Source organism: Nibrella viscosa, from assembly GCF_039541875.1.
GTDB classification, from domain to species: domain Bacteria; phylum Bacteroidota; class Bacteroidia; order Cytophagales; family Spirosomataceae; genus Nibrella; species Nibrella viscosa.
The window spans coordinates 925,825-952,082 of record NZ_BAABHB010000001.1 but is presented as its reverse complement, the minus strand read 5'-3'; the positions used below and the strand labels follow the sequence as shown (position 1 = coordinate 952,082).

Sequence of the window (26,258 nt, the reverse complement as noted above, 5' to 3'; positions counted from 1 at the left end):
TTTCTTGCTAAAGAATGATTACGTCCTGAACTCGTGGGCGGTCTTAATAGCCACCTGTAGGTTCTGAATAGGAATATCAGTACGAACGGTGCAGTTGGCCCCCAGAATGACCTGCGCCGGAGCGTCTTTCAACACCTGTTCAACTGCTTTTTTTACCTCCGCCGGCGTACCGGTCGACAAGACACCGTGCCGGTCGAGCCCGCCCATCACCGGCCGGTTGAACAGCGTGGCGGCCTGACTGAGGGATAGCGGTTTACCCTCAGCCGCCAGGGGCACACTTACAACCTGCCCGGGATAATCGGCGAACCTCGTGTTGAATTCTCCGTAGGCCCCTTCGTAATCGCACACATGCAGGATGTTGACCGGAGTTAGCTGGGCTACTTCTTTCTGCACCAGCATATCGAAGTTCTTGATAACCCGGTTGAACAACGCCCGGTCGGCCACGGCATTGGACTCCCCACCCTGCGAGCAGGTGTAGAACCCATCGGCTCCGGCTTTAGTAGCCGCCCGCACGTAATTCATGATCGACAGGGCGATGTTCTCCATACCCCGGCTAACGGCTTCGGGGTCTTCCTTTACGTGCTTCAGCAGCGTTTCTTTGGGGACCACCATATTGGCCATCTGGTAGTGCGAGTACATGGTCGGGATAATCAGGGCCTCACGTCTTGCGGCTTTGACCAGCCCCCGGATAACGTACAGTGTCGGCTCAAACCACTCCTCGTTGAGCACTGGTATTTTGGCCCAGTCGGCCGGCGTTTTTACCTCCACCGTTTTGGGGTACCGCTGTTCAAACTGCACCTTCACCAAGTCCATACCGGTAGCCCGGAAATAATCGAGGTGGGCTTTAATGGCGGCATCGCCGGTATGCTGCCCGGCCGGGAAGTGTAGAAAGAACGCTGCCGGTATGTAGTTGGGCTTGCTGGATTTATCGAGCACCTGCATCACCAGATCTCGTTTGGATTTAGCAAGGGGGGCGGATTTGGCAAAGGCTGTTGGCAAGGTGCCGGCTGAGACAGCAGCCAGCGCCGAAGCGCCAATAAACTGACGCCGGTTTATTGGATTAGGTCCGGATTCTTGCATATTGGGTAAGGGTAGTGAGGTTATACGAATTAGTACAAATATAAAATTTTCAGCCATTTTCATGCTGCAATAGCCAGTCCTGTTCACACTGCCCCGGCCAGGGCGAACCGGTACCTTGTTTTCCATGTTTTGGTTATATTCGCACAAACGGTAAGCGTCATGGTACAATCTTCGGCTTCAACACATCCGCAAACCTTCGAGGAGTTCCTGAACTGGGAGCCCATGGATGGCTATAAATATGAGTGGAACGATGGAGAGATCATCCGGTTTTCTGGTATGAAAAAAAAGCAATACTACATCTACGATGTTCTGAATAACCTTTTTATCGAAAAGGGATACCATCGGACCGGTACGTTCATTGCCGAACCAGATGTCATGCTTACCGTCATTCAGATGCGCCGACCGGATATTGCGTATTTCACGAAAGCTCAAATCAATCAGGGCCGTCATGGTGACGATGTCATTCCGGAGTTTGTGATCGAGATTCTTTCGGAAAGCGATTTAGCGTATCGGATTGAAGAAAAATTGACGGAGTACTTCAAGGCTGGGGTGAAAGTGGTCTGGAATATCATTCCCGATCCCGAACAGCAGGTTGTCTACGTCTATACCTCCCGCAAACATGTGACAATCTGTCTGGAGGATGATATTTGTTCGGCCGCGCCGGTGCTTCCCGATTTCGCTATAAGCGTCAACGAACTGTTTGCGCAGCCAACGGCATAGCACGAAACAACGTTATACCAATCTGTTCCGCTATGTTTGATACCGGTACCAGAATACTCACCACCGTCCCTGCTCCGGACTCTACCTCCACCGAAAACCCTCCAGCTGCCGCCCGCTTCCGGAAGTTTACTAAGCCGTTCCCCTCCGACTGAGCTGTCAAATCGAAGCCCCGGCCATCGTCCGTAATGATAATCTGCAACTGACTGGCCTGACGGTGAATCTGTATACTCACACAGTTGGCCTGAGCATGTTTGACAATGTTGTGAATGGCCTCTTTGAAAACCAGGTACAGGTTTCGGCGCTGTTCCATGGAGAACGGAGGCAAGTCAGCCGGCTTAATGACACAATCAAAGGCCAAGGCAATGCCCTGATTCGTCAATAGCTGAAGCGCTACCGACCGCAGCCGTTCCAGAAACCTCTCAGGGGCATCGTTATCCGGGTTCAGCGCCCATACTGTATCGCGAATGCTGTGGATGGTATCTTCCGAATCTGCCTTGATCTGGTCAAGGATAGGCTGGATCTCGGGCTGCCGGCCGTTTACTTTCTTCTGAACGAGTTTAGTGGAGATGGCGATGCTGGTGAGCGTAGCGCCTACTTCATCGTGCAGGTCGCGGGCAATCTCGTCGCGGATGCGCAGCAGTTTGTCACGCTGGCGGAGGTTCTCCTGAAGTTGAGCGATAAGTGCTTGTTGGGTCTGGTGCTGCTGCCGGCGCTGTTCGTTGACGCGTTCGGCCAGCATATAGCCCAGAATGATGATTTCAACCACAGAACCAACAAAATAGGTATTGTTGAACGGAATATAAGGAAGCCACGGAATTTCGTAAAGGGCCAACATACCAATTATCATGGAAACCAGTCCGATACCAAAAGCCAGCGCATACCAGCGCACTCTCCTAAAATCCCGTTTTGTCACATAGATTACGCTAAACAGGTTTAGGCAATGAAGAATAGCCAGAAAACCGATATACTCAATACCCAACCAATGGAGTAACCTACGCAGGGGAGTATAAAACTGACCATAGTATTGACCACCGGTAATTCCGTTAAAAACGGTAAACAGATAATCAGCGGTATCAATGCATACCATACCAATGATGAGGTAATAGAGTACTCGGGAATACGTCCATAACCGAGTCAGCTTAAGCAGAAAGGTGCACCATAAAACAGAAAAAATAAGATGAAGCGGGTAGTAGGCCCGAAAATGCGTATACCAGGAATTTTGCCCGAATATTTCAAACAGATAGCCACTTCGATCCAGAAACCAGTGGGCATTCACATACACGAACAGCGCGTACCAGCCAATGAGAGGGTCGCGGAGTCGTATAAAAAAGACCAGGGCAAACAGGAACGTCAGTAAATACACCGCTTCCAGACCACCTTGCCAGAACGTTGTTACTTTTAGGTAGCCCATAGCCCCGCCCATAGTCGTAACCTGTAAATAGTCGTTCATGAATTCATGGCCATTGAACGCGAGAGCGAGGTACACCATTTGGGGTCTATTCCCGATCGACACAAACGTTTGGGCTATAGGAGCTAACCGACGTTGAAAAGGTATTTTGGATTCTCCCTTCGCTTGGAAAACCTGACCATCACGGTCAACAACAAATACATCCATTCGGCTGTATTTCCACACCGATGAATACAGGAAGAGTTCGGAATTAATCTGGTTATCTACCCTAAGCTTCAGCCAGACGGTCCCATGCCTGACACCTAATTGGATAGCCTTTGCGCGATTAATGGGTCGAAACGAATCGAGAGGAAAACGAGCTACTTTCTCATAGGTCAACTTATGCGTAACGTCTTCCAGGTGATAGGCATAGGGAGCCACTGGAATGACTCTCTGTGCGTCAGTGATCGTTAGCACCGGCTGGCTTATGGCCGGAAGCCCGATACTCCAAAGTAGTATGATGAAGATGGAGCGCATGAGGTTAACAGGAAAAAGAGGTTCAGATAGAGAAAGGTAGAGAAAGAGCACTGTGAATCAAAACGATACCCGCTTCTTTTCGTCGTCGGCAGCGCGTCGCTGGCGGGCGGCTTTGATAGTCTGGCTTCCCAAAGAACGGGTGTACGTAACCTTTATAATTCGGGGGGCATCGCGCAGCGTGGCGGTAAAGTCGACCTGCTGTTGCGGGAAGGACGCAAACCACTTCAACTGATTGGTCCAGAACACATCATTTACCGTAAGGCTTAGCCGCCCCCGGTTGTTGGGCAACACTTTCTGAATACCCAGCACTACATTGGTCATGCTGCGCAGATTCATTACGCCCGCCGGTAGTAACGACCGGTACAAAATGCTTACCTCACCAGTCCACTGGTTGCCTAACCGCAGGGAATGCACAGAATTGATATGCCAAATCCAGTTCTGCTGGTAAAAAGGAGCTACATCAAATTGGGTTTGGGCCGTGCGGATAAATCCGGCAAAGTTGTTCTGCGCTGTCCACCAATGGGTAACCGTCAGCGGTAGCGTCAACTCCATCGATAGCACCTCAACTTGGTCGAAGTTCTGCACCATGTGGATGAGTTCGGGACGACCTGGGCGAACGACCGGCTGGTGCCGGAAAATGGTGTTGCGCTCCCTACTGTAGCCGAGCCAGATGAAATACCGGCTTTTGTACTGGTATCCGGCCCGGACACTGCTGGTATAAGCGGGTTTCAGGTTAATGTTACCTACGTAGTAGGTGTTGGGATCAGTTAAAAAGAAGGAAGGTGCCAGTTCGGTATAGGCGGGGCGGGTAATCCGGCGGCTATACGCCAGATTTAGTATCTGCTCAGGGCTAAGTTTATGCGATAGCGACGCGCTCGGAAACAGGTTCAGGTACCGGCGATCGACCAGTAACTGACCGTTTACGTTCCGAATGTTGGTGTGCGTTGCCTCGGCTCGCAGCCCTGCCTGAACATCTGTTTTAGCGCCGAACTTACCCGACAGATTTCCGTACAGAGCGCCGATATTCTCGTAAAATGTGTCTGTACTGGTCATGGCGGAATCCAGTATGAAGCGGCCATCCAGGCGCTTTTCTACACCCAACGCATTGTGGATATCCGAGCGGTTGAACTTCACCCCCGTTTCCAGCTTCCAGGTTTTACCGAGAGGTCGGGCATAATCCGCTTTAAGTACCCAGAAGTCAATGGTCGTCTCCTTCGAGGTATTGACCGCCTGCACCGGCGTAATTTGCGGATTGGTCGTGTAAAATTGGGTAAAGTCCAGCGTGAAAGGACCGTTGTTGGAATAATACTGATAATCCGCATCGACACTGAGCGTCTGCTGGCCGGCAAACTGGTGGGTAAGCCCCAGGCTTCCGCCCAGGTTGCGCCAGCGATTATCTTCCACCCAAATGGAGGCTGACCCGGTAAACGGTTTAACCACCGGGAGAAGCCGCGTAAACGAGCTATTATACGAAGTACCTCTGCGGTCGTTGATTAATCCCTGCACCTGCGCCGATAGTGTGGTTTGTTTACTGAGCGCCACATCAGCTCCAATCCGAACATCACCGTTATAGTTTTTAATATACCGGTCTGAATATTGCTCATTGTACCACAACGCGCCTTCTACCGGCTGAGTACGCCTTGCTAAAAAGTCAAACCAGCGGTTGTCGTAATTATAGGAGGCATTGGTAAATAGATTGACCCGTCCCTGGTTGTGATTGACGTTGAGGCTGCCGGCGGCTTTTTCGTATTTGCCCCACCCGCCCATTAGCGAAAAGCCGCCGTTGGTGCCTTCGTCCTGCCGGCGCTTCAGCACAATGTTGATGAGTCCGGCATTGCCTTCGGCATCGTATTTGGCGGGTGGGCTGGTAATCAGTTCTATTTTCTCGACATTGTCGGCGTTCATGCCGCCGAGCATCTGCACCAGCGTTTCCAGCGGCAGCCGGGATAGTTTGCCGTTGATCATCACCATTACGCCTTGTCGGCCGCTAAGGGTAATACCGGCGTTTTGGCGGTCGACCCGCACCCCCGGCGACCGCTCCAGCACATCCAGTACAGTGCCTCCAGCCGCCGAGATCATAGCTGATGGATTGATGACCAGTTTATCAATCTGCTGCTCGAATATGGGTTTGCGGGCGGTAACGGTTACCTCATTGAGCTGCTTTTCCGCTGCGGCTGCCACCAGCGGTTCCAACTGGCGCGTACCTGCTGTGGCGCTCAGCACAAACGGGTTGGAGTAGCTAGTATGATACCCCATCATCCGGATGGCAATCAGATAACTACCGGGCGTTAATTGCTCAAACGCGTAGGAGCCGTTATCATTGACAACGGCTCCTTTTGCAAGGGAAGAATCTTTGGCGTGGAGTAGAAGAACATTGGCATAAGCCAGTGGCCGGCCGTCGGCGGAGCGCACTGAGCCGGTAACCGTTTGCTGGGCGTAAGCCGTGGCGGCTAAAAAGAGGAGGCCGAAAAGTAAGGTAACGGATGGCATAACACGTTCGTTTTATGACACCCAAAGTTGAGCAACACCCTACAATCGCACCATCCCCAATTATGGTAGTACTGTAAACCTACCCCGTATCCTGCCAAACGGCATACTCAAAAAGAAATTCTTAATCTTTCTTCCGGAGATACACGTTGTTGCTGATCGACTCCAGTTGAATTCTGGGCCCTCCGCCGTTAAAGGTGCCTTCGAGCTGATACCCAACCATCGGATTTCGCTGTTTTTTTCCTTTAAAATCAATATCCAGATCGGAGTACACTTCGCCCGTAATGGTTTTCATGGCCAGATCAGCGCCTTTGCCTTTGGGCCAGCTCATGTCCACAAACCCGCTGATGGATTTAGCCGATACGGCCTCGGTTGCTCCGCGAATATCGATGTTGCCGTTGATGGTTTCGAGCTTCAGTTTGGCCTGCCGGGGCAGATACACCTGATAGTTGATGTCGCTGCACATAGTGTAGCGGGTGCCGTTCTTTTCGGTGCTCCAGGTTGATCTCTCCCCCGGACAATCTTCGGGTTTGCCTTGTTTAATCATCTCTTTGTCGAAATCGGTTTTCACCGTGATCTCCTGGGCGGTGGAGCCAGTTTCAACGATCAGCGCATCGTTGAGCCGGCCGCCGTTGACGGTGACTGCTATACGCACAGACACTTCCGGCTTATCCCAGTAATTGATCTGGATGCTATCGGCAAACTTAAAATCGAGGTTGACAAGCTGGTTAGCCGAGAACGGCAGTTTCTTGTCAATGATCTTCTGGCCAAAAACCGGGTGTATGAACAGGCCGATCAGCAGGAGGATTAAACTCTTTTTCATGGTGTAGTGAGGTATGATGAATTATTTCTGTTTCCGGATATAAATGTTACTACTCACGGTGTTAAGCTGCATCTCAACCCCTCCGCCGTTGGCGGTACCTTCGATGCTGTGCCCTCCGCCTACCCTGGCTAAACCGTCTTTGTTGTTCTTGAGGCCCAGGTCGAAGTCGGTGTACATCTCACCCGTTACCGATCGCAGTTTCATGTTTGCTTTAGCGTTGCCGGGCAGGGTAATATCGATGGGCCCGCTAACGGTGGAAATGGCGGTGGGTTTGTCCTGGCTCAGGCTGGAGTACACCACCTTTACCTCGCCGTTGGTGGTATTTACCACAACCGGTCCGGTAACATTCATCAGGTCGATATTGGCGTTGTTGGTACGGATCTCCAGATCGCCTTCCATGTTGGAGATAGCCACATTGGAACCCATCCAGTTGCTCTGCTGGTACAGCACCGATACCTTGCGCGGCAGCCGCACGGTGTACTTAATGTGCTTGCGGGTAGCCTTCTCAATTCGGATTCCTTTGCCCTCCAGCGTTACCGCCAGACCGATGCCGGAATTATCGACGGCCGAATAATACAGCGGTTTCAGCCCTTTGGCCCGTTCGGGCGGAGCCTCGTAGCCCGACGAAGCCCGGATGATGACTTCATCGCCGTTGTAGCCTTCGATCTGGAAATCACTGGCGTCGCCTTCAATCGTGACTTTATTGTCTTTAGCGTTTGTCAGCTTCGCTTTGTACTCCTGGGCATAGGCGCAGCAGGCCCACCCCAGTAAGGTGATGGTAAACAACAGGTGTTTTTTCATGGATTGAATTGATCTAAGAAATTGTAAAAAATAGGGTTAATTGAACTCGTGGAATAAGCCGGCTCAGGAAGTTGAGTTCTGATTACTCAGCACGTTCAGCCCCTCTTCTGCTTTTACGCGGACGATCTCCAGCACATCGCGGTTACGCAGCAATTGCTGCATCTGATTTACCGCCCGCTTTTCTTTCATCGCCACCAGCGCTTCAATCAGCGTAATCTGAATATTCGGGTCGGTTTGAATCTGGAGCGACTGAATCAGCGCTTCCCGCACGCCGGGTTCGCTTTCAAAGCGCAGCAGGGCCTGACAGGCCGCCAGCCGGACATTGACGTTGGCATCAAAATTCAGCGTATTAATCAACAACTGCGTGATTTCCTGATCGGCCTGATCCAGATCGGTACACTGGTTAACAGCCTGAATGCGTTCGCTGGCCGACGTTTTCTCCGCGTGTTCAAACGCCAGCACCTGCTTAATTTCATGGCCGCCGGCCGGTGAATCAACGCCATTCGATGGATTACCTGTAGCAGTCATTGTTTGTGTATTCGTTTGCCGGGACTGCGATTCGCTGTAGAATAACCCTCCGGCAAAACCCACAATCAGCAAAGCAACACTGGCCGCTAGTTGCATCGTCCAGGCGGGGAACTTCACCACCCGACCGGCCGGTACCTGCTCGTCGAGTTTAGCGGCCAGTCGCGTGTTCATGGTTTCCGACGGCTGCTGATTACGCTCTTCGGCAAAGTACCGGAACGGACCGGCATGGGATTGCAGATGCTCCGGTATTGGCTCCCGCTGAAAATACTGGCGAAGCTGCTTTTCTTCTTCCAGCGAGGTCTCCCCGTTGTAATATTTCTCCAGCAGCTTGTCAATGTCCTGCTTCATAGTTGTTTGCTTTTACGTAGTCATCGCGTAACCGCTGACGAGCCCGCGACAACATCACCCGAATGTTATTTACACTGTACCCTGTTACCTCCTCGATCTCCTCAAAGGAGTACTCCTCCACATCGCGCAGATGGAGCACCAGTTTCTGAGGATCGGGCAGCGCGTCCATAAGCCGGTGCATGAGCCCGGCACTGTCGGCCAGTTCCACCTGCCGGTACGGCGATACGTCGGTAGCCGCTACATCGAGCCAGTCATTGCCATCGGCTATTTTCTGGTGCCGATGCGTCTTGAGCCGGTCCAGACACAGGTTTTTAGTCATTTTTACCGCCAGGGCTTCAAGGCTCTGGTACGTTTCCAGTTGCTGCCGGTTGGTCCACAGCCTCAGCAACACATCCTGCATGGCATCTTCGGCTTCTTCGCGGTTGCGGAGAAACAGTTGAGCGACCCTAAAGAGCCGGCCCTGTACGGGCAATATGCGTTGTTTGAAGGTGTGCAGATCCATTTCAGTGACAAAGACGATTTATGCCGGAAAACATTACAGCCGAAAGACACAATTTTTTTTAGGTTTGTGGCCTGACTTCTGAAAATCATCTGATTTTCCGTAAATCCAGGCCGTTTGATTTTAAGTACATATGGCCGACGAGGCTCTTCTGATTGTACCGTATGACACTTCTCCGTTTGCTCTGGCAGGTTCCACTTTCTTTAATTTTTATAATTCCGCTGATCCTGCTGATTAGTGAATACGCCACCGCCCGCGCCAGCCGGCGCACCAAAGATATTCCCTACGTAGCGGCTGCCGAATCTGACTTCAGCCCCGAACGGCATACGCTTGACGTGTACAGTCCGCGCGACGGCAAAGGCCATCCGGTCGTTGTGTTTATCCACGGCGGTAGCTGGAACAGCGGCAGCAAGAATACATACACGTTCATCGGCCGGCGGCTGGCCAAACTGGGCGTTGTGGGCGTCATCATCAACTACCGCCTGGCTCCTGCCGTGGAGGTGCCGGCGATGGCCGACGACTGCGCCCGCGCCGTTGCCTGGACCCAACAGCACATCGCCGACTATGGCGGAGACCCTAACCGCATTTACGTCCTGGGCCACTCGGCCGGGGGCGGCTTAGCCGCACTCCTGGCGACCAAAGACGATCTGTTTACGAGTAAAGGTATTGCGCAGAATCCGGTCAAAGGGGCAATCCTCGACGATCCGGCCGGGCTGGATATGTTCGATTACCTGCAGAAAATGGAGTACCCTAATGATGAGCAGTATCTGGTCCCGTTCGGCAAGGACTCAACCGTATGGCGGACCGTTTCGGCTTTATACCACCTTCAGCCAGATACACCACCTATGCTGGTGTACGTGGGAGAACGCACCTATCCGAGTATCCTGAACAGCACGGCTAAGTTTCGCCGGCGGCTTCAGCAGCTTGGCATTCGGCATCAGTTTACCATGTTGCCGGGCAAATCGCACATAGGCATGGTGCTGCAGTTGTTCTGGAAAGACAATGTTATTTACCGGGATTTACTAAGGTTTGTGGTCTTTTCCAGCTAAATACTTACCTCTTTAGGAAGCAAGCCGGTTTTGATATACAACTCCCGGAACTTGGCGTGTGCGCCTGAATGGCTCTTTGTATTTAGAAAATCTCTCCCGAAAAGTAATCTGGCGATAGCATAGAAAACGGCTAATATTCTTCATAGTATAATGCCTTCCTGACGGGCAAAATGGTAAACCGGCAGGACCGATTGAGTGTATTTTTTTAAACTGACTGGTAATACAGATATCGTAATATTATGCTTGAGACTAAGCTCCGACTGTGTCTCAACAAACCGATTTATTTCTTCTAACCGGGATAAACTTTCGTCTCTTACGACCACCATAAAATCAATATCTGAATCATCGTGATTATCACCACGCGCATAGCAGCCAAATAATACAATACGGTCGAGCCGGTCGCCATAAAGCGTCTGCATGGCTTGTTTAAATTCGGCAACGAGCGTTTGGGTTTTGACTTGCATTCGTTAAGCAAATTTGGTATGAATATATTCAGCTAACGGCATTTTGTTAGAGTAGCCACACCAATTCATAGACTTTTATGCCAACAGCCGCCACTCAATGAAACAGGTTCTAATACTGATAACCACAATCTTCGGGTTTGTTTCTACAATCTTTGCCCAGCGGGTAACTGTTGTCTCTTCCGACCCCTCGCCCCAAGCTACTTACGCAGTCAATCGGCTAAAGAAAGCCCTGACTGAACGACGGTATACTCTGGCTACCCCGGCCGACTACACCATCCGCCTGTCGCTCAATACCGGTAAATTAGTGCAGGAAGCCTATGCCATTGCGCCGGCCGGCAAAACGATTCGAATCACCGGCGGTGATCCGGCCGGCTTAATTTATGGCTGCCTTGCCGTAGCTGAAGATCTGCGCAACGGAGTTTCATTACCACAGATTAGGGCAAAAAGCGAGAGCCCAACGCTGCCCTTCCGGGCCATTAAATATGATTTGCCCTGGGATACATACCGGCATAGCTACGCGCTCGATCAGCATATCGAAACCTGTCGGGATGTGGCCTATTGGGAGCGTTTTCTGGATATGATGGTCGAGAACCGCTTCAATGTGCTGTCGCTGTGGAACCTGCACCCGTACACCTTCATGATCCGACCGAAGAATTTTCCGGAGGCTACCCCGTTTAACGAACAAGAAATGAAGGAATGGCAAAACCTGCACCGGGCTATTTTCCGGATGGCAAAGGAACGCGGTATCGATACGTACCTGGTACCTTTTAACATCTTTGTGAGTCCGGAGTTCGCCAAAGCGCATAACGTGGCCATGAACAACCTGGAGCACCACCATTTTGTAGATGGCGATACGTCGGAAATTGTCCGGCGCTACACCCGCGAATGCGTCACGCAGGTTTTGCAGGAATACCCGGAGCTCACCGGCTTCGGGCTGACCCTGGGCGAAGGTATGGGCGGCATGACGCCCCAGCAACGCGAAGACTGGATGAAGGCGGCTATCATCGAAGGCATGCGACAGGCAGGTCGGAAAACCAAGCTCATTCACCGCATTCCGTTCTCCAGCACCACCGGCTCGCTCGGCGTCACCAGCGTAGAAACCGAAAAGCTGACCCGCAAATCCATCGAAGCCGAAGGCAACCTGCCTTTTCTGGAAGGCCCGGTCTGGGCCGATCTGAAGTACAACTGGTCCCACGCCCACTCGACGCCCAAACTAGTCAAAGTACATGGTGGCAAACTGTACGACACGTATTTTACACCAACGCCGACCAGGTATAAAATCGTGTGGACCGCCCGCAACGAAGACTTCTTCTGCCTGCGCTGGGGCGTTCCTGATTTCGTTCGCGAGCATATCGCCACCAACACACAGCCCTACCTGGGCGGCTACATCATCGGCTCCGAAACGTACATTCCGGCCAAAGATTACTTCACCAAAACCAACCAGCCCGTCGACTGGAAATATGCATTTGAACGACAATGGTTGTTTTACAAACTATGGGGAAGACTGCTTTATAACCCCGACACACCCGATGCGCTCTTTAAAGCGGAGTTTACCCGCCGGTATGGTCCGGCAGCCGCCAACTTATTTGAAGCCTCTGCTCTGGCCGGCAAAACGCCGTTGCGGTTAGCCTCCTCCTACGACTTTACCTGGGATTTCTCGCTCTACAGCGAAGGGTTCATGGCGTTGCAGGACAAAAACGTTAAATACATTGCCATTGACCGGCAAATCAGTCAGCCGCCACTGGACCCGGACTTTGTATCTGTGATTGATTACGTAAAAACGGTGAATGCCGGAGGTACCGTGGCTGCCGGCAAAATTACTCCGCTGGTGCTGGCCGACCGGCTGGAGCAGGACTGCCGCAAAGCGCTGAATCTGGTTGCTCCGATCAACACCAGCGGCAACGCTTCACTGATGTACGAGGTTGCCGACGTAAAAGTCTGGGCCAATCTGGGCCTGTATTTTGCGGAAAAGCTGCGGGGAGCCGTAGCCCTGCAAACCTACCGGACCGCCGGGGGCGAGGCAAACAAGCAAAAGGCGGTGGCTCATCTGGAAAATGCTCTGCGCCACTGGGATGAGGTGGTTGCCATAACCCGGCCCATTTACAAAGACATGCCGCTGGTGCATTTCAGTGAGCAGTTGGGCAACACGCGGGAGCAGAACGACAAACTCCGCTTTCACTGGTCCATCCTCCGGCCGGAAGTAGCAAAGGATATAGACATAGCCCGGCAGGCGGCTGTGCAGGCGGTGAAGTAGCCAACAAGGTCAGGAACTATTTCCACCCTTCCAGCCTTATAGGTGGGTAAATTTGCACGTCTTCAAGTACCTCGTATCTATGATTGAAAGACCCATAACAGACTGGTTGCCTCTGACGATGAAAGAAGTCGAAAAACGAGGCTGGGATGAAGTGGACGTAGTATTGGTGTCGGGTGACGCGTATGTCGACCACCCGGCCTTTGGTACGGCGGTGATCGGTCGCATCATGGAAAGCGAGGGATTTCGGGTAGCCATTATTGCCCAGCCAAACTGGAAAGATGACCTGCGGGACTTTAAAAAGTTTGGCCGGCCCAAATACTTCTTCGGCGTCACGGCCGGCTGTATGGATTCGATGGTGAATCACTACACGGCCAACAAACGCCTGCGCTCAAACGATTCTTACACGCCCGGTGGAGCAGCCGGTTTCCGGCCCGATTACGCCACCACGGTCTATACCAGAATTCTGAAGACCCTATACCCCGATGTGCCGGTGCTAATCGGGGGCATTGAGGCTTCTCTCCGACGCGTGACCCATTACGACTACTGGCAGGATAAGCTGATGCCGACGATTCTGTACGACTCGGGTGCCGACCTGCTGGTGTACGGCATGGGCGAACAGCCTCTTCGCGAGATTTTGAAACTGGCCCGGAAAGGTGTGCCTTTGTCGTCGATGCGCAACATCAACCAGGTGGCGTACCTGCACGAAAACGGCACCAAACTGCGGGATTATAACAACTGGAACACCGTGGAGCTGGCCAGCCATGAAACGTGCCTGGAAGATAAGATCAAATACGCGGCTAACTTCAAAATTGTGGAGGTCGAGTCGAATAAGTGGCAGGCCAACCGGATCATTCAGCAGGTGGGGAACCAGACACTGGTGATCAACCCGCCGTTTAAGACGATGGATGAGACGGAGATGGATAAGTCGTATGACCTGCCCTACACCCGGCTGCCGCACCCCAAGTACAAGAAGCGCGGTACCATTCCGGCCTACGAAATGATCAAATTCTCAGTGAACATGCACCGGGGCTGTTTCGGCGGCTGTAGCTTCTGCACCATCTCGGCGCACCAGGGGAAGTTCATTGCCTCCCGCAGCGAAAAATCCATTCTGAAGGAGGTCGACGAAATCACCAGGCATCCGGAGTTCAAAGGCTATCTCTCCGACCTCGGCGGTCCGTCGGCCAATATGTACAAAATGAAAGGCAAAGACGAGTCGATCTGCGCCAAATGCCAAAGTCCGAGCTGTATCCACCCGGTTATCTGTTCCAACCTGGATACTTCGCACAAGCCGTTGACCGAACTGTACCGGAAGGTAGATGCGAATCCCAACATTAAGAAAGCCTTTGTCGGCTCAGGTGTGCGTTACGACCTGCTGGTGGATGATTTCAACAAGAACAACCAGGACGGTAACCACGACGAGTACATGGAGCAACTCATCACGCGCCACGTCTCCGGCCGGCTCAAGGTAGCCCCGGAGCATACGTCCGACGCTACGCTGCGGGTGATGCGCAAGCCGTCGTTCAAGTACTTCCACAAGTTCAAGGAGAAATACGACCAGATTTCAGACAGGCATAACCTGAAGCAGCCGCTGATTCCGTATTTCATTTCCTCGCACCCCGGCTGTGAGGAGGAGGATATGGCCAACCTGGCAGCCGAAACCAAAGACATGGGCTTTCAACTGGAGCAGGTGCAGGATTTTACGCCGACACCCATGACCGTGGCCGAGGTGATTTATTACACCGGCGTACATCCGTACACGCTCAAGCCCGTCAGAACAGCCAAGACCCGTGAGGAAAAGCAGAACCAGAACGCGTTCTTCTTCTGGTACAAACCGGAGTACAAACAATGGATTCGGAACCGACTGACAAAGATGAACCGCCCCGATCTGATCGAAAAGCTGCTGGGGAAACCAACTAAAGCGGAGGGGAAAAAGCCTTACAAAAAAACCTTTGCCCCTAAGCACAAGAAACGATAATTGCCTTTAGTACCAGAGATCGGGCATCAACTGTAGACCTGATAAGCCAACATAGAATTGTGTAAACGGCCGCATCCTCCTGTTGAGGGTGTGGCCTTTCTGTTTCCGATAGAAACCAGTCAATTCTAATCAACTTCTAATTTATTGCATTCCGGTGCTTTAATTGGATTTTAATAGTTTTGCTCGTTTAATTCTTCGCATTACCTAAACAAATACACTTTATGCAAACTACTACCTGTCCCCTACTGGTCAGGCTGATGGTATGGGCGGGAATGTGGCTGCTCAGTGCAGCGACATTTGCCCAGAATACCATTAGCGGTACAGTCAGGGCCGAAAATGGTACGCCCATTCCGGGTGCCAATGTGGTCGTGAAAGGAACGTCTACCGGTACGGCCACCGCAGCCGACGGCACCTACCGGATCGCGCTTCCCCGCCAGAATGCCACCCTGGTATTTTCGTCGATTGGCTACCAGTCCAGGGAAATAGCGGTAGGTACCAGCAACACCATTGATGTCACCCTCACCGAAGATGTGGCCTATCTGGAAGAAGTGGTGGTGACCGGTCTGGCTACCAGCATTAAACGGTCCAACCTGGCCAATGCCATATCGACCGTATCGGCGCGGGAACTCGTGGGTACCACGCAGATACAAACGGTAGACAATGCCCTGTATGGCAAGCTAACCGGCGTAAACATGAACACCAACGGGGGCGCACCCGGCGGGGGCGTTTCCATTCAGTTACGGGGAATTTCGTCGCTGGTGGGTGCTTCGCAGCCCTTGTATATCATTGATGGGGTATATGCCAACAACGCCGTCAACCGCACAGGTCGGGGTACGGTTACGGGCGCATCGGCCGTAGAAACCCAGGACGACGCAGCCAACCGTATTTCTGACCTTAACCCGAACGATATTGAATCCATTGAGGTACTGAAAGGCCCTTCGGCTGCGGCCATTTACGGAACGCGGGCCAATGCCGGCGTCATCATCATCACCACCAAGCGGGGCACCGCCGGCAAAACTCGCCTGACGTTTGCGCAGGATTACGGCTTTGCCCGGCCGCAGCGACTGCTGGGCGTTGAGAACTGGACGGAAGAAAAGATCAACACCTTCTTTGCGGCTGCCCGCCGACAAACGGAGCTGGACCGCTTCCGGGCGGCCAACGGGCAGACCTACGACTATGAAAAGTATTTCTACGGCAACACCGCGCCCCTGTCGAATACCCGATTAGGCCTGTCGGGCGGTAATGACAAAACCCGGTTCTTTATCTCCGGAGCGTTTACCGACGAGAAGGGCATTATCCGGCGCACCGGCTTTAAGCGGTATTCGGTCCGGGCGAATATCGACCACAAGATTACGCCCGATATTACGCTGGCAGTAGGCTCTAATTACATCAATACCAATACCGACCGGGGCTTTACCGGCAACCAGAACAACTCCGGGGCCAGTATCGGCTACAACATTGCCTACGTACCCAATTATTTCAACCTGTTCCCGGATGCCAGCGGCCGCTACCCCGATAACCCATACTTTTCCGAAAATCCGGTAGCCGTGACCGACCGGGGCACCAACAACTCCAACGTAAACCGGTTTATCCAGTCGTTCAACCTAACGGCCAACCTGTATAAGTCGGAGCGGGCGCTGCTGAAACTAATTGGCCAGGGAGGTCTGGATTTTACGCAGAATACTACGCAGGTGTACCTGCCCGAAGATTTACAGTTCCAGCGTGGCCAGGGCAATCCGGGCGATGTGGTCTGGGGTAAGTCTGAAAACGTGAACACCAACTTACAGGCGGCCCTGGTGCTGAACTGGAACGTCAACCGCATCAATCTGACCTCGCAGGTAGGTACCGTTCGCCTGAACTTCCGCGAAGACCGGCTGCTGAACCGCGCGCGGGGTCTGGCCGGCGGGCAGAACAATCTGCGGCAGGGAACGGTGCAGGAAATCTTCGATCAGCGGTTTCAGCGCGTGACCGACGTAGGGGTGTTTGCCCAGCAGGAAGCCAACTGGGACGACAAGATCATTGCCACTGTGGGTATCCGGTGGGATAAATCGACGCTTATTGGCGATGCCAACCGGTTCTGGGCGTTTCCCAAGGCTTCTCTGGCGGTAAACGTAGCCAACTTTGAGTTCATCCGCTCATCGGGCCTGTCTTCGGTTTTCTCTCAGATTAAACCGCGGGTTGCCTACGGCGAAACGGCCGGTCTGCCAAACTTTGGCACCACGTTTACCCCGCTAAACTCCGCTAATATCGGCGGGCTGCTGGGTTCGGTCGTAACAACGGCCTCCGGGAACAGCAGCATTGAACCCGAGCGCGCCGGTGAACTCGAATTCGGTCTGGACCTCGGTCTCTACAATAACCGCATCCTGCTCGAAGCTACCTATTACGATAAGCAGACGCGCAACAACATTCAGAACCTGCAACTGGCACCGTCGGTGGGCATCAGCACCATTCCGACCAACCTGGCACGGCTTCAGAACCGGGGGATAGAACTTTCGCTGAACGTTGTACCCGTACAGGCTGATAATCTGCGCTGGAACACCCGCCTGATGTGGTGGCGTAACAACCTGCTGCTGACCCGTCTGGGAATTCCGCCCTATAACGCAGGCGCCTTTGGCGTGACCCTGGGCACATTCCTCTACCAGGAAGGCTTCGCCCCCACCACCATTGTCGGTACACGCCCGGCCTCCGATGCCACCGATACACCGCTGGCGCAGGGGGTGCGGACCGGCGCCTATATTCTGGGTAACAACCAGCCCGATTTTCAGATGTCCTGGTTCAACGAGTTTACCTTGTTCAAGAATGTAGACATTAATATGCTCTGGCACTGGAAGCAGGGGGGCGATAACATCAACCTGACGCAGTTTCTGATGGATTCGGGCGGAACCACCCCCGACTGGTCAAAAGATGATAACAATGACGGTACACCCAACGGCCGCCAGCGGGGTATTCCTCCGCACAACGGTGCCGACCGCTGGGTGCAGGATGCCTCGTATGTCCGGTTACGCGAAATCGGCGTGTATTACAATTTACCAGTAACAAAGCTGGGTAGCTGGTTCAGCAACCGGGTATCGCGCATCCGGATCGGAGCCTCCAGCCAAAACCCGCTGACGTTTACCAAATATTTTAGTTACGATCCCGAAACATCTACGTTTGGGATTCAGGCGGTAGCCTCCGGGGTTGATATTGCCCCGTACCCGACGCAACGTCGTTTCTTTGGTCACCTGGTTGTTGAGTTTTAAGCAAAGATTTACTAGAACATGAAAAAAATCCTTGTATATATCCCGCTGCTGACGGGGCTGCTGCTGACCAATGCTTGCCGCTTTTTTGAACTGGAAGCCCCAAACGACCCCAACAACCCCTCGCTGGGCAGCGTATCGCAGAATGCCTCCCGCACCCAGGTGCAGAACCTGGTAACCGGCCTGGAGGCTCGCCACCGCGAGTATGTGTTCAACGTGACGATGCTCTTTGGTTCGATGGGCCGCGAACTTTGGTATCTGAATGCTTCCGATCCGCGCTGGCAGACCGACTGGCTGGGCATGAACGGCCGCACCGCCACGGTCAATATGTTTCAATACCTGCCTACCTACCAGAACCCCTATTTTGCGGTCCGGCAGGCACTGACGGTGATTGAATCTGTTCGGAATACCGGTGCGTTTACCGAGCAGGAGAAAAATGCAGTATCGGGTTTTGCCAAAACCATTATGGGGTACCAATACCTGCTTGTGGCGATGGGGCAGTACGAAAACGGGATGCGGATCGACATCAGTGATCCACAAAACCCAGGCCCCGTGCTGCCGCTCAATGAAGCCCTGACCCAGATCAATCGCATTCTGGACGAAGGCAATACCGAACTTGGCAACGCCGGTACGGGTGCCTTCCCGCTCCGCCTGACGAGCGGATTTACGGCCAATGGCTTCAACACCATTACTACCCTGCGCCAGATGAACCGCGCCATTGCAGCCCGGCTGGCGGTATACCGGCAGGACTGGCAGGGAGCCGTAGATGCCGTCAACAACTCGTTCTACAGCGCCACGGGCAGTCTGGATGCCGGTCCGGCCCATACCTACGGTGCCCCACCTGATGCATTTAACCCGCTGTTCTTTGTGCAAAATGCCAACGTAACGACCATGATGGTAGTTCACCCCTCGGTCCTGCGCGATACCATTGCCGGTGACCTGCGCGTTCGCAACAAGTTCTTCCGGCGCACTACACCCGTGTCGGTAACCTCCGACGGCACACCGCTGTCGGGCCAGTACCAGGACCGTCGTTTCCCACTCAACACCAGCGAGTTGAAGTTTATCCGGAACGAAGAACTGGTGCTGATTCTGGCCGAAGCCCAGGCTCAGTTGGGGAATACCCAAGCCGCCGTGGCCGCCATAAACCGGGTAAGAACAGCCGCCAATATCGGACCATACACTGGCGCGACCACCCGCGACGCCTTAATCAACGAAATTCTGTTCCAGCGCCGATACTCACTCTGGGCCGAACCCTGGGGTCACCGCTGGATCGACCTTCGGCGCTACAACCGGCTCAATGCGGAGAACGTAGACGTAACCCTCGACCGGGGTACCATTTTCCGGCAGTTAGCGCGACCCCAGGCCGAAATCAACTGGGATGAGTACATCAAAACCCGGTAAGCTCTGCCCGCCCTAAAAAGCAAAGACCGGTCTGATTGATTCCAGACCGGTCTTTGCTTTTTAGGGCTGCTGTACGGTTAAACTACCAACGGCAGAGGTAGCTATCGGTTTAACCGGTTTAGGCGGAATATCCGGCGATTTGTAATCCAGGATACGCGGCCAGACTTTGGTACCCCGCGGGCTATCCGGCGCGTTTATTGTTTTGGAAGATTGCGGATCAACATCGGTAACGGTCAGTTGTTCGGCTTTGAAGATCTTTCCGCTTTCCAGAATATAGCTTACCCGCACCCGCACCTCCGAAAAACGCAGGTTGGTGGGGTTGCTTACCTGAATCTGTAAGTTCTTTATTCCACCCAGTAAACCAACTTTATACCCCGGTACTTTTTTAACCGCCAGCTTCTTGGCGGCACTCAGTGCATCCTGCCGGCGCTGCTCCAGTTTCCGGTATTCTTCTTCCTTTCGCCTGGCTTCCAGCAGCCGTGCCTGCTCGGCTGCTGAGGTTTGCGATTGAACCGGTGTAGTCACAGGAGGTTGCTCCGCCGAAGCCGATGACGTACCCTCGTCCGACTGCTCCACACCCGCATTTGTTAGGGCTTGTTTACTCAACACGTAGTAGGTGCCCATCCCGGCCCCCATCAACCCTGCTACCAGCAGCCCTACCCACAGTCCCGTTCTGCTGCGGGGCCGGGCGGCCCGTTCCTCAGCGGCTTTTCGCACCAGAAACTCAGGGGGTGCCTGCCGGGTTTCAGCCTTTTTAATCGGGCCGGCCACCGGAGTGCCGGCCACCGGAGTGCCGGCCACCGGAGTGCCGACTCCCTGAGCCTCCCCACGTGCCGGGTTAGGCTCTCCCTGCCTGTCCTGCTGCTCAATGAGTAACTGTTCCACTTCGGCTTTTTTCAGCTCCACAATTACAGCATCCGGTTGGCTTAGCCGCTCAGATGCTTTTTTGGCCATCAAAGCCTGCAATACATCTTCGAGCGAGCCGGCAATGGGTTTGTCAATCAGCGATGAAACCGGCGGTGGCGGATCGTTCAGCAACGTGGTCATGAACGACACAATGCCGATATTTTTTTCCAACGGGAACGGCACCCTACCGCTCAGGCACTCAAACAGCACTACCCCCAGCGAATAGTAATCTGTGGCGGATCCCAGGCTTCCGGGGTCTTCGAACTGCTCCGGCGAGGCATACTCGTAGGTCATCAGCGATTGCCCCGTTACAGTCTTCGGTTGCTCGCGCAGGCGGGCAATACCGAAGTCGGTGAGCAGAAAGTGCAGCTCGCCCGTCGGCAGCAGGCGGTACAAAATATTTTCGGGTTTTATATCCCGGTGGATGATTCCCTGGGCGTGAATAGCCCTGAGGGCCTCAATAAGTTGCAGCCCCAGCCGGACCACCGTAGCCACGGGCAGGGTTTTCTGCTCATCCAGCAGTTTGCGTACGCTCCCGCCTTCAATCAGTTCCATAACCAGGTACGGCAGGGGCGCATCGAGCCGGATCTCGCGCACGCCGACAATGTTTGGGTGGGTAATGAGGGTCATGATCTCCGATTCCTGCTGGAAGCGTCGGAGCGTATCGGCGTCGGTATTGAAGGCAAAATGCTTGATGGCAACCAGCGTACCGGAGTCGACATGACGGGCTTTCAGGACCCTGGCGTTGCCCCGGCCTAATTCACCCAGAATGGTATAACCTGGAAATTGCGTATTGAAACTAACAGTTGGCATTTGTTTGGACCCGCTGGGCTCAGTCAGTTTATTTTTGATGCTGCCAGGCGTTGAATACCTGCGTACGATTTTTGGAAGGGCTCTCTGCCGGGGCTGGCGCCGACACGCTTTCAACCGGGTAACAAGCCAGCACCACCGTGATATTATCCTGTCCACCCCGCTCGTTAGCCTGCCGGATCAGCTCGGCCGTCTGCTGGTCGAGCGGCATCGCCTGGTCCAGCACGGCTTTTATCTGCGCCAGCGTTACCATATCCGTCAGTCCGTCGCTGCATAACAGCAGTTGATCGCCGGGCCGGAAGTCCGTCTCGCCCCATTCCAGAAAATCCGGATCGTCGACCCGGTGTACTTCCGATCCCACCGTGCGCAATACTTCGTTCCGGCGGGGATGGTTCATGGCTTCGGCTTCGGTAAGCTGCTTGGCATCTTCCCGCAGCCCCACCAGCGAGTGGTCGCGCGTCAGTTTATCGACCGACTGCCGCCGGAACCGGTACAGGCGGGTGTCGCCAACGTGTACAAAAACCAGCACACCGGTTTGGGTATCAGCCACGGCGGCCGTCAGCACGCAGCACATCTGCGCCAGCGTAGGATTCTGCTCCCGGTAGGCTACTATCTGATTATTGGCGAAAACCACGGCTTCGCGAAGCATGGTCAGCAGGTCACCGTTAGGAACCGCCATATACCGGCTGATGCAATCGCGGGCAATAGCAGCCGCCCGGTCACCGCCGGCATACCCTCCTACACCATCGATAACCACCAGCAGCGCGGAGTGCGCCGTCCAGAGGTGGTTACTGATAAAGGTGTCCTGGTTATCCTGCCGTTGCTGTCCCGTATCGGTCTGTCCTGATAGTAAGAGTGCGCTCATCAATCAGGCCGGCGTTAGGCGTTTATGGAAAACGAAAGGGTAACTACACCGTTCAGCAACACCTGGGCCTTATCGGGCAGGTCAGTCCATTGCGGATTCGCCGGTTCGCTCCGTTCAATCACCTGCTCATTCACGCGGGTTTCGTTGCGGCTGTACGAAACAATCTGAAACCGGTTTTCGGCTTCATTGTAGCGGATGCGGGCGTGCGGGTTCGAGACATAGGGCGACTCCAGCCGCAGGTAATTCGGGAAGGCCTCATTGTCGGGCTCCTTGCGGGCCACCACCATCTCCCGATCCTCCATCCAGAAGGTTTTTTCGGTATTACTGTCGGCCAGGTAGCAATCGATCCGCGCCAGCGCCGACGGTCGCACCGCCTGCGGGACCGGCATGGCCGGCACCGGGGGCATCATCAGGGGGGTTTCATCACCGGCCAGCGCCGGGTTTAGTTTTATGGCAAACGTACCGGACTCCCGGAAGTCGATATGCTCAAACGCCTGCTGGTTAATATCCAGTTTATCAAACATATTGGTGTTTTTAACGCGGACAGTAGCTTTTACATTAGCCGCTACGAAGGCTTCCGGCTGGGCCGGCTCCGCCAGGGAAACCCCGGCCAGGGAGCCAATTACCTCCACATCGTCGCGGCCGATCAGCCGGCCGTTAAACTCCGTCCCCGGACCAAATTTAAAGTACCAGTGCGATGATACCGGCATAATTTTGTCGTCGGGACCCTTCCGCGCCCGCAGCAGGTCGTAAAACCGGCGGACAGCTTCGTCGACGATAACGGGCAGGGCCGGCAATCGCTCTTCGTAGGTTTTCGGGTGCAGAATAACAAAATAACTGGTATTGAACAACAGACTATGGCCCACACTCTCGGCTAAAAGGGACGTGTTAAAACAGTCTGCCAATTCGGCTAAAATGCGTTCGTTGGTAACCACATTGGCCACACTGCCGGCCGGCTGTGGCACTTTGGGAACAAGCAGGTTGCTCAACTGCTGAAACAGACTATTGGGGTCCTTTTCCATTCCATCAAGTATGAATAGTATGTTGCTAATTACATCGTATACGCTAAAAACGCTAATTTCCGGCCGTTGTTGATAAAGATAGGCTGATAAAATCGTGTTTACCGGGCAACAGAATAAGTTTTTGCCGGCTGCACAGCCCTATCTGCGTACTTCAGCTTCCAGAAAAGTTAAGTTTACGCTTAAGGACACCTGAACAAACCCGTGGTTTCGTCCTTTCATTTATCAGGCAACTCGCGACAGAGATGACCGACGACTATACCCCCCTTGACACCAATAACGGACAACAGCTTCGGAATGACGAGCAGCGATATCGGACTGCTTTTCAGCAGGCGGCCGTTGGCATGGTACTCTCCGATACCAACGGCCAGTTCAGGCAGACCAACAAGGCGTTTGCCCAAATGACAGGCTACAGCCCGGAGGAACTCCAGCGAAGTACGTTCTCCCTCATCACGCATCCGGAAGATCTGCTTCATTTTCAGCAACAACTGCTTGAGCTGGTCCGGGGTGAGGCCGACTCGCTGTTGACCCGCCAACGCTGCATTCGCAACGACAAACGGGTAATCTGGATCAGCCTTCACATTTCCGTCAATCGCGATGAAGCTGGACGCCCCGAAAGCCTGTTCTCTATTGTCCAGGACATTACCCAGGACGTAGCCCTACGCAATGATCAGCAGCGATTACTGGCGATGGTGGAACATAGCCTTAGCTTTATGGCTATTGCCACGCTTGACGGACAGGTGGTGTACATTAACCGGGCCGGGCGCGAACTGGTCGGCCTGGACGAAAGCCATACGACCGGGCGTTCTGTTTCGGAGTTTTATACGCCGGAGCAATTCAGCCTCATTCGTGATGTAGCCGTACCAACGCTGCTAAGCCAGGGTTACTGGTCGGGCCGGGTATATCTGCGGCATTTCAAAACCGGTGAGCAGATCCCCTGCCAGGCCAGCGGTATCCGCATTGACGACCCGCATACCGGCAAACCCATCGGCCGCGGCTTTACCATGCGCGATTTGCGGCCCGAACTGACTGCTCAGGAGGCCCAACGAAAACTGCTGACGCTGGTAGACAATAGCATCGAGCTGATGTCGATCCTGGAACTGGACGGCAAAAACTCCTACATCAACAAAGCTGGTATGGATATGCTTGGCTTCGAGACGGAACAGCAGGTACAGGAAACCCCCATCTCCAGCCTCCATGCACCTGAGCATTTTGCCCAGGTTGAGCAGGAAGTACTCCCCTCAGTAATGAACACGGGGCGCTGGTCGGGGGTGATGCTGGTGCGTCACCTGAAAACCGGCCAGATCTTTCCGGTATTCAACAACACCATCCGCATCGATGATCCGGATACAGGTAAGCCCGTAAGCGTTGGTGCCGTCATGCGCGATATGCGGCCCGAACTGGCGTCGCAGCAGGCCCTGGTCGAGAGCGAAGCGCGATTCCGCAGCATGATTATGCAGGCTCCCATGGCCATGGGGTTGCTGCGTGGCGAAACACTGGTGGTTGAATCGGCCAATGAAGCTATGCTCAACCTTTGGGGAAAAGATGCTTCCGTTATCGGCAAACCTCTGCGCGATGCGTTGCCGGAACTGGAGGGGCAGCCTTTTTACCAATTACTCAACGAGGTATATACCACCGGTGTGGCCTACCAGGCCACCGAAGACCGGGCCGATCTGGTGGTGGATGGCCAACTACAGACCTTTTATTTCAACTTTACCTACAAACCCCTGCGCAACGCCGAGGGGAATGTGTATGCGATCCTGAACATGGCCGTCGATGTAACCCACCAGGTTGTAGCCAACCAGCAATTAAAAGAAACTGAAGAAGGGCTGCGGGAAGCCGTGGAGCTGGCGGAACTGGCTACCTGGACCAATAACCTGGTAACGGGCCAGATGACCTATTCCGACCGGACCAGAGACTGGCTGGGTGTCACCGAAACCATTACGCCGGAGGTGATTGTCCGCTGTATGCATCCCGAGGATATTGCCGAAGTTGACCGCCGGTTGCAGGTCGCCCTGAACCCGGCTTCAGGTGGGCGAATGGATCTGGAGTATCGCATCATAAACCAGCAGACCGGCGCAGAACGCTTTGTGCATACCCAGGCGCGGGTGCTGTTTACCGATGACGGGGTACCGTACCTGATTCGCGGCACCTCGCAGGATATTACCGCCCAGCGCATGACGGAGCAGGATCTGGAAAAGCAGGTGCAGTTGCGGACCGAAGAGCTCAGAAAATCCAATAGTCAGTTGCAGCAATCCAATCAGGAACTGGAACGGTACGCCTATGTGGCCTCGCATGATTTGCAGGAACCTCTGCGCAAGATCCAGATCTATTCGGGTTTGCTCTCCGAACGCTTACCGCAGACCATCAGCCCCGAAAGCCGCCGTTACCTGCAAAAGATTGAAGAGTCGGCCAACCGGATGTCGGTGCTGATCAAGAATATTCTGGATTTCTCGCGCATTAACCACGGCTCGCATTTTGACAAAAACGTTGACCTGACCGCGACCGTTACCGCCGTCTTGAAAGACTTTGAACTGCTGCTCCATCAGAAAAACGCCAGGGTCAACTACGGGGATTTGTGCGTGATTGAAGCAGTGCCGCTGCAGCTAAATCAGCTTTTTTACAACCTGATCGGCAACTCGCTCAAATTTACGCGCGAAGGAGTTTCGCCGGTTATTACCATTTCCTGCCGACCACTGCCCCCACAGGAGGTAAGGCAGCACGACACCCTGAACCCCCGGCTTCCTTATTGTGAAATCATCGTGTCGGACAACGGTATCGGCTTCGACCCGGCTTTTGCCGACAGGATTTTCGGCCTTTTCCAGCGACTGCACCACCGGCAGCAGTATGAGGGCACCGGCATCGGCTTAGCCCTCTGCCAGCGCATTGTGGCCAACCATGAAGGCAAAATCTGGGCCGAATCCCGCGAAGGTCAGGGTGCCACATTTCACATCCTTCTGCCCACGAAAAAATATACTTTTTTTGGGGAATATTCATATAAAAAAGGCGATACTATTTGAGATAATCAAAAAAACGTGTATACTACATCGTTCACTAAAACGTATCCTT

At 53.7% G+C, this 26,258-nt stretch carries 18 protein-coding genes; 7 read left to right on the top strand and 11 right to left on the bottom strand.

Annotated features, from left to right (window positions below):
• Nucleotides 1-18: 18 nt before the first annotated feature.
• Complete coding sequence (locus ABD931_RS04045; protein ID WP_345264204.1) at nt 19-1,080, bottom strand: uroporphyrinogen decarboxylase family protein; 1,062 nt, start codon at nt 1,078-1,080, stop codon at nt 19-21.
• 159 nt (nt 1,081-1,239) lie between these two features.
• Here ABD931_RS04045 and ABD931_RS04040 point away from each other — a divergent pair, with 159 nt between their 5' ends.
• Nucleotides 1,240-1,800: a Uma2 family endonuclease gene (locus ABD931_RS04040; RefSeq protein WP_345264202.1), complete on the top strand. Its 561-nt coding sequence runs from the start codon at nt 1,240-1,242 to the stop codon at nt 1,798-1,800.
• Here ABD931_RS04040 and ABD931_RS04035 read toward each other — a convergent pair.
• The 6 genes from ABD931_RS04035 to ABD931_RS04010 all read right to left on the bottom strand — a co-directional run bounded on the left by ABD931_RS04035 (nt 1,769) and on the right by ABD931_RS04010 (nt 9,213).
• Nucleotides 1,769-3,724 carry a sensor histidine kinase gene (locus ABD931_RS04035; protein WP_345264200.1) on the bottom strand — a complete coding sequence of 652 codons (1,956 nt, stop codon included), beginning with the start codon at nt 3,722-3,724 and terminating at the stop codon, nt 1,769-1,771. The two genes, ABD931_RS04040 and ABD931_RS04035, sit on opposite strands and share 32 nt — an antisense overlap.
• 57 nt (nt 3,725-3,781) lie before the next feature.
• Entirely contained in the window at nt 3,782-6,214 is a 2,433-nt protein-coding gene (locus ABD931_RS04030) for an outer membrane beta-barrel protein (protein WP_345264198.1), read from the bottom strand.
• 121 nt (nt 6,215-6,335) lie between these two features.
• Nucleotides 6,336-7,034, bottom strand: coding sequence for a DUF4097 family beta strand repeat-containing protein (locus ABD931_RS04025; RefSeq protein ID WP_345264196.1), 699 nt, complete (start codon nt 7,032-7,034; stop codon nt 6,336-6,338).
• A 21-nt stretch (nt 7,035-7,055) separates the two neighbouring features.
• Nucleotides 7,056-7,835, bottom strand: coding sequence for a DUF4097 family beta strand repeat-containing protein (locus tag ABD931_RS04020; RefSeq protein ID WP_345264194.1), 780 nt, complete (start codon nt 7,833-7,835; stop codon nt 7,056-7,058).
• A gap of 63 nt (nt 7,836-7,898) precedes the next feature.
• Nucleotides 7,899-8,711 carry a HEAT repeat domain-containing protein gene (locus ABD931_RS04015; RefSeq protein ID WP_345264192.1) on the bottom strand — a complete coding sequence of 271 codons (813 nt, stop codon included), beginning with the start codon at nt 8,709-8,711 and terminating at the stop codon, nt 7,899-7,901.
• The gene (locus ABD931_RS04010; RefSeq protein ID WP_345264190.1) at nt 8,695-9,213 is read right to left on the bottom strand and encodes a GFO_1088 family ECF-type sigma factor; all 519 of its coding nucleotides are present in this window, start codon (nt 9,211-9,213) and stop codon (nt 8,695-8,697) included. The genes ABD931_RS04015 and ABD931_RS04010 overlap by 17 nt, the downstream gene beginning before the upstream one ends.
• Before the next feature lie 161 nt (nt 9,214-9,374).
• Between ABD931_RS04010 and ABD931_RS04005 the strand changes: the two genes are divergently transcribed.
• Complete coding sequence (locus ABD931_RS04005) at nt 9,375-10,259, top strand: alpha/beta hydrolase (protein WP_345264188.1); 885 nt, start codon at nt 9,375-9,377, stop codon at nt 10,257-10,259.
• Nucleotides 10,260-10,399: 140 nt separating this feature from the next.
• Here the strand turns inward: ABD931_RS04005 and ABD931_RS04000 are convergent, their stop codons facing one another.
• Nucleotides 10,400-10,723, bottom strand: a complete 324-nt coding sequence (locus tag ABD931_RS04000) for a nucleotidyltransferase domain-containing protein (protein ID WP_345264186.1) — start codon at nt 10,721-10,723, stop codon at nt 10,400-10,402.
• Nucleotides 10,724-10,820: 97 nt separating this feature from the next.
• Here ABD931_RS04000 and ABD931_RS03995 point away from each other — a divergent pair, with 97 nt between their 5' ends.
• From ABD931_RS03995 to ABD931_RS03980, 4 genes are all read left to right on the top strand, one after another.
• The gene (locus tag ABD931_RS03995; protein ID WP_345264184.1) at nt 10,821-12,977 is read left to right on the top strand and encodes a glycoside hydrolase family 20 zincin-like fold domain-containing protein; all 2,157 of its coding nucleotides are present in this window, start codon (nt 10,821-10,823) and stop codon (nt 12,975-12,977) included.
• 79 nt (nt 12,978-13,056) lie between these two features.
• Complete coding sequence (locus ABD931_RS03990) at nt 13,057-14,952, top strand: YgiQ family radical SAM protein (protein WP_345264182.1); 1,896 nt, start codon at nt 13,057-13,059, stop codon at nt 14,950-14,952.
• A gap of 221 nt (nt 14,953-15,173) precedes the next feature.
• On the top strand, nt 15,174-18,191 hold the full coding sequence (locus ABD931_RS03985; protein WP_345264180.1) for a SusC/RagA family TonB-linked outer membrane protein: 3,018 nt from the start codon (nt 15,174-15,176) through the stop codon (nt 18,189-18,191).
• Between the two features lie 18 nt (nt 18,192-18,209).
• Nucleotides 18,210-19,589, top strand: a complete 1,380-nt coding sequence (locus ABD931_RS03980) for a RagB/SusD family nutrient uptake outer membrane protein (RefSeq protein ID WP_345264178.1) — start codon at nt 18,210-18,212, stop codon at nt 19,587-19,589.
• A gap of 60 nt (nt 19,590-19,649) precedes the next feature.
• On the opposite strand, the gene ABD931_RS03975 is transcribed toward ABD931_RS03980, so the two are convergent.
• The 3 genes from ABD931_RS03975 to ABD931_RS03965 are packed head-to-tail and all read right to left on the bottom strand — an operon-like array spanning nt 19,650 to nt 23,192.
• Nucleotides 19,650-21,308, bottom strand: a complete 1,659-nt coding sequence (locus ABD931_RS03975; protein ID WP_345264176.1) for a serine/threonine-protein kinase — start codon at nt 21,306-21,308, stop codon at nt 19,650-19,652.
• A gap of 28 nt (nt 21,309-21,336) precedes the next feature.
• Nucleotides 21,337-22,170: a PP2C family protein-serine/threonine phosphatase gene (locus tag ABD931_RS03970; RefSeq protein ID WP_345264174.1), complete on the bottom strand. Its 834-nt coding sequence runs from the start codon at nt 22,168-22,170 to the stop codon at nt 21,337-21,339.
• 14 nt (nt 22,171-22,184) lie between these two features.
• Nucleotides 22,185-23,192: an FHA domain-containing protein gene (locus ABD931_RS03965; protein ID WP_345264172.1), complete on the bottom strand. Its 1,008-nt coding sequence runs from the start codon at nt 23,190-23,192 to the stop codon at nt 22,185-22,187.
• Between the two features lie 242 nt (nt 23,193-23,434).
• On the opposite strand from ABD931_RS03965, the gene ABD931_RS03960 reads away from it, so the two are divergent.
• Complete coding sequence (locus ABD931_RS03960) at nt 23,435-26,209, top strand: PAS domain S-box protein (RefSeq protein ID WP_345264170.1); 2,775 nt, start codon at nt 23,435-23,437, stop codon at nt 26,207-26,209.
• Nucleotides 26,210-26,258: the final 49 nt, after the last annotated feature.

What these genes read in the sequence shown, in the direction of transcription:
- ABD931_RS04045 (WP_345264204.1), bottom strand. Translation starts at nt 1,080, where the DNA reads ATGCAAGAATCCGGACCTAATCCAATAAACCGGCGTCAGTTTATTGGC.
- ABD931_RS04040 (WP_345264202.1), top strand. Translation starts at nt 1,240, where the DNA reads ATGGTACAATCTTCGGCTTCAACACATCCGCAAACCTTCGAGGAGTTC.
- ABD931_RS04035 (WP_345264200.1), bottom strand. Translation starts at nt 3,724, where the DNA reads ATGCGCTCCATCTTCATCATACTACTTTGGAGTATCGGGCTTCCGGCC.
- ABD931_RS04030 (WP_345264198.1), bottom strand. Translation starts at nt 6,214, where the DNA reads ATGCCATCCGTTACCTTACTTTTCGGCCTCCTCTTTTTAGCCGCCACG.
- ABD931_RS04025 (WP_345264196.1), bottom strand. Translation starts at nt 7,034, where the DNA reads ATGAAAAAGAGTTTAATCCTCCTGCTGATCGGCCTGTTCATACACCCG.
- ABD931_RS04020 (WP_345264194.1), bottom strand. Translation starts at nt 7,835, where the DNA reads ATGAAAAAACACCTGTTGTTTACCATCACCTTACTGGGGTGGGCCTGC.
- ABD931_RS04015 (WP_345264192.1), bottom strand. Translation starts at nt 8,711, where the DNA reads ATGAAGCAGGACATTGACAAGCTGCTGGAGAAATATTACAACGGGGAG.
- ABD931_RS04010 (WP_345264190.1), bottom strand. Translation starts at nt 9,213, where the DNA reads ATGGATCTGCACACCTTCAAACAACGCATATTGCCCGTACAGGGCCGG.
- ABD931_RS04005 (WP_345264188.1), top strand. Translation starts at nt 9,375, where the DNA reads ATGACACTTCTCCGTTTGCTCTGGCAGGTTCCACTTTCTTTAATTTTT.
- ABD931_RS04000 (WP_345264186.1), bottom strand. Translation starts at nt 10,723, where the DNA reads ATGCAAGTCAAAACCCAAACGCTCGTTGCCGAATTTAAACAAGCCATG.
- ABD931_RS03995 (WP_345264184.1), top strand. Translation starts at nt 10,821, where the DNA reads ATGAAACAGGTTCTAATACTGATAACCACAATCTTCGGGTTTGTTTCT.
- ABD931_RS03990 (WP_345264182.1), top strand. Translation starts at nt 13,057, where the DNA reads ATGATTGAAAGACCCATAACAGACTGGTTGCCTCTGACGATGAAAGAA.
- ABD931_RS03985 (WP_345264180.1), top strand. Translation starts at nt 15,174, where the DNA reads ATGCAAACTACTACCTGTCCCCTACTGGTCAGGCTGATGGTATGGGCG.
- ABD931_RS03980 (WP_345264178.1), top strand. Translation starts at nt 18,210, where the DNA reads ATGAAAAAAATCCTTGTATATATCCCGCTGCTGACGGGGCTGCTGCTG.
- ABD931_RS03975 (WP_345264176.1), bottom strand. Translation starts at nt 21,308, where the DNA reads ATGCCAACTGTTAGTTTCAATACGCAATTTCCAGGTTATACCATTCTG.
- ABD931_RS03970 (WP_345264174.1), bottom strand. Translation starts at nt 22,170, where the DNA reads ATGAGCGCACTCTTACTATCAGGACAGACCGATACGGGACAGCAACGG.
- ABD931_RS03965 (WP_345264172.1), bottom strand. Translation starts at nt 23,192, where the DNA reads ATGGAAAAGGACCCCAATAGTCTGTTTCAGCAGTTGAGCAACCTGCTT.
- ABD931_RS03960 (WP_345264170.1), top strand. Translation starts at nt 23,435, where the DNA reads ATGACCGACGACTATACCCCCCTTGACACCAATAACGGACAACAGCTT.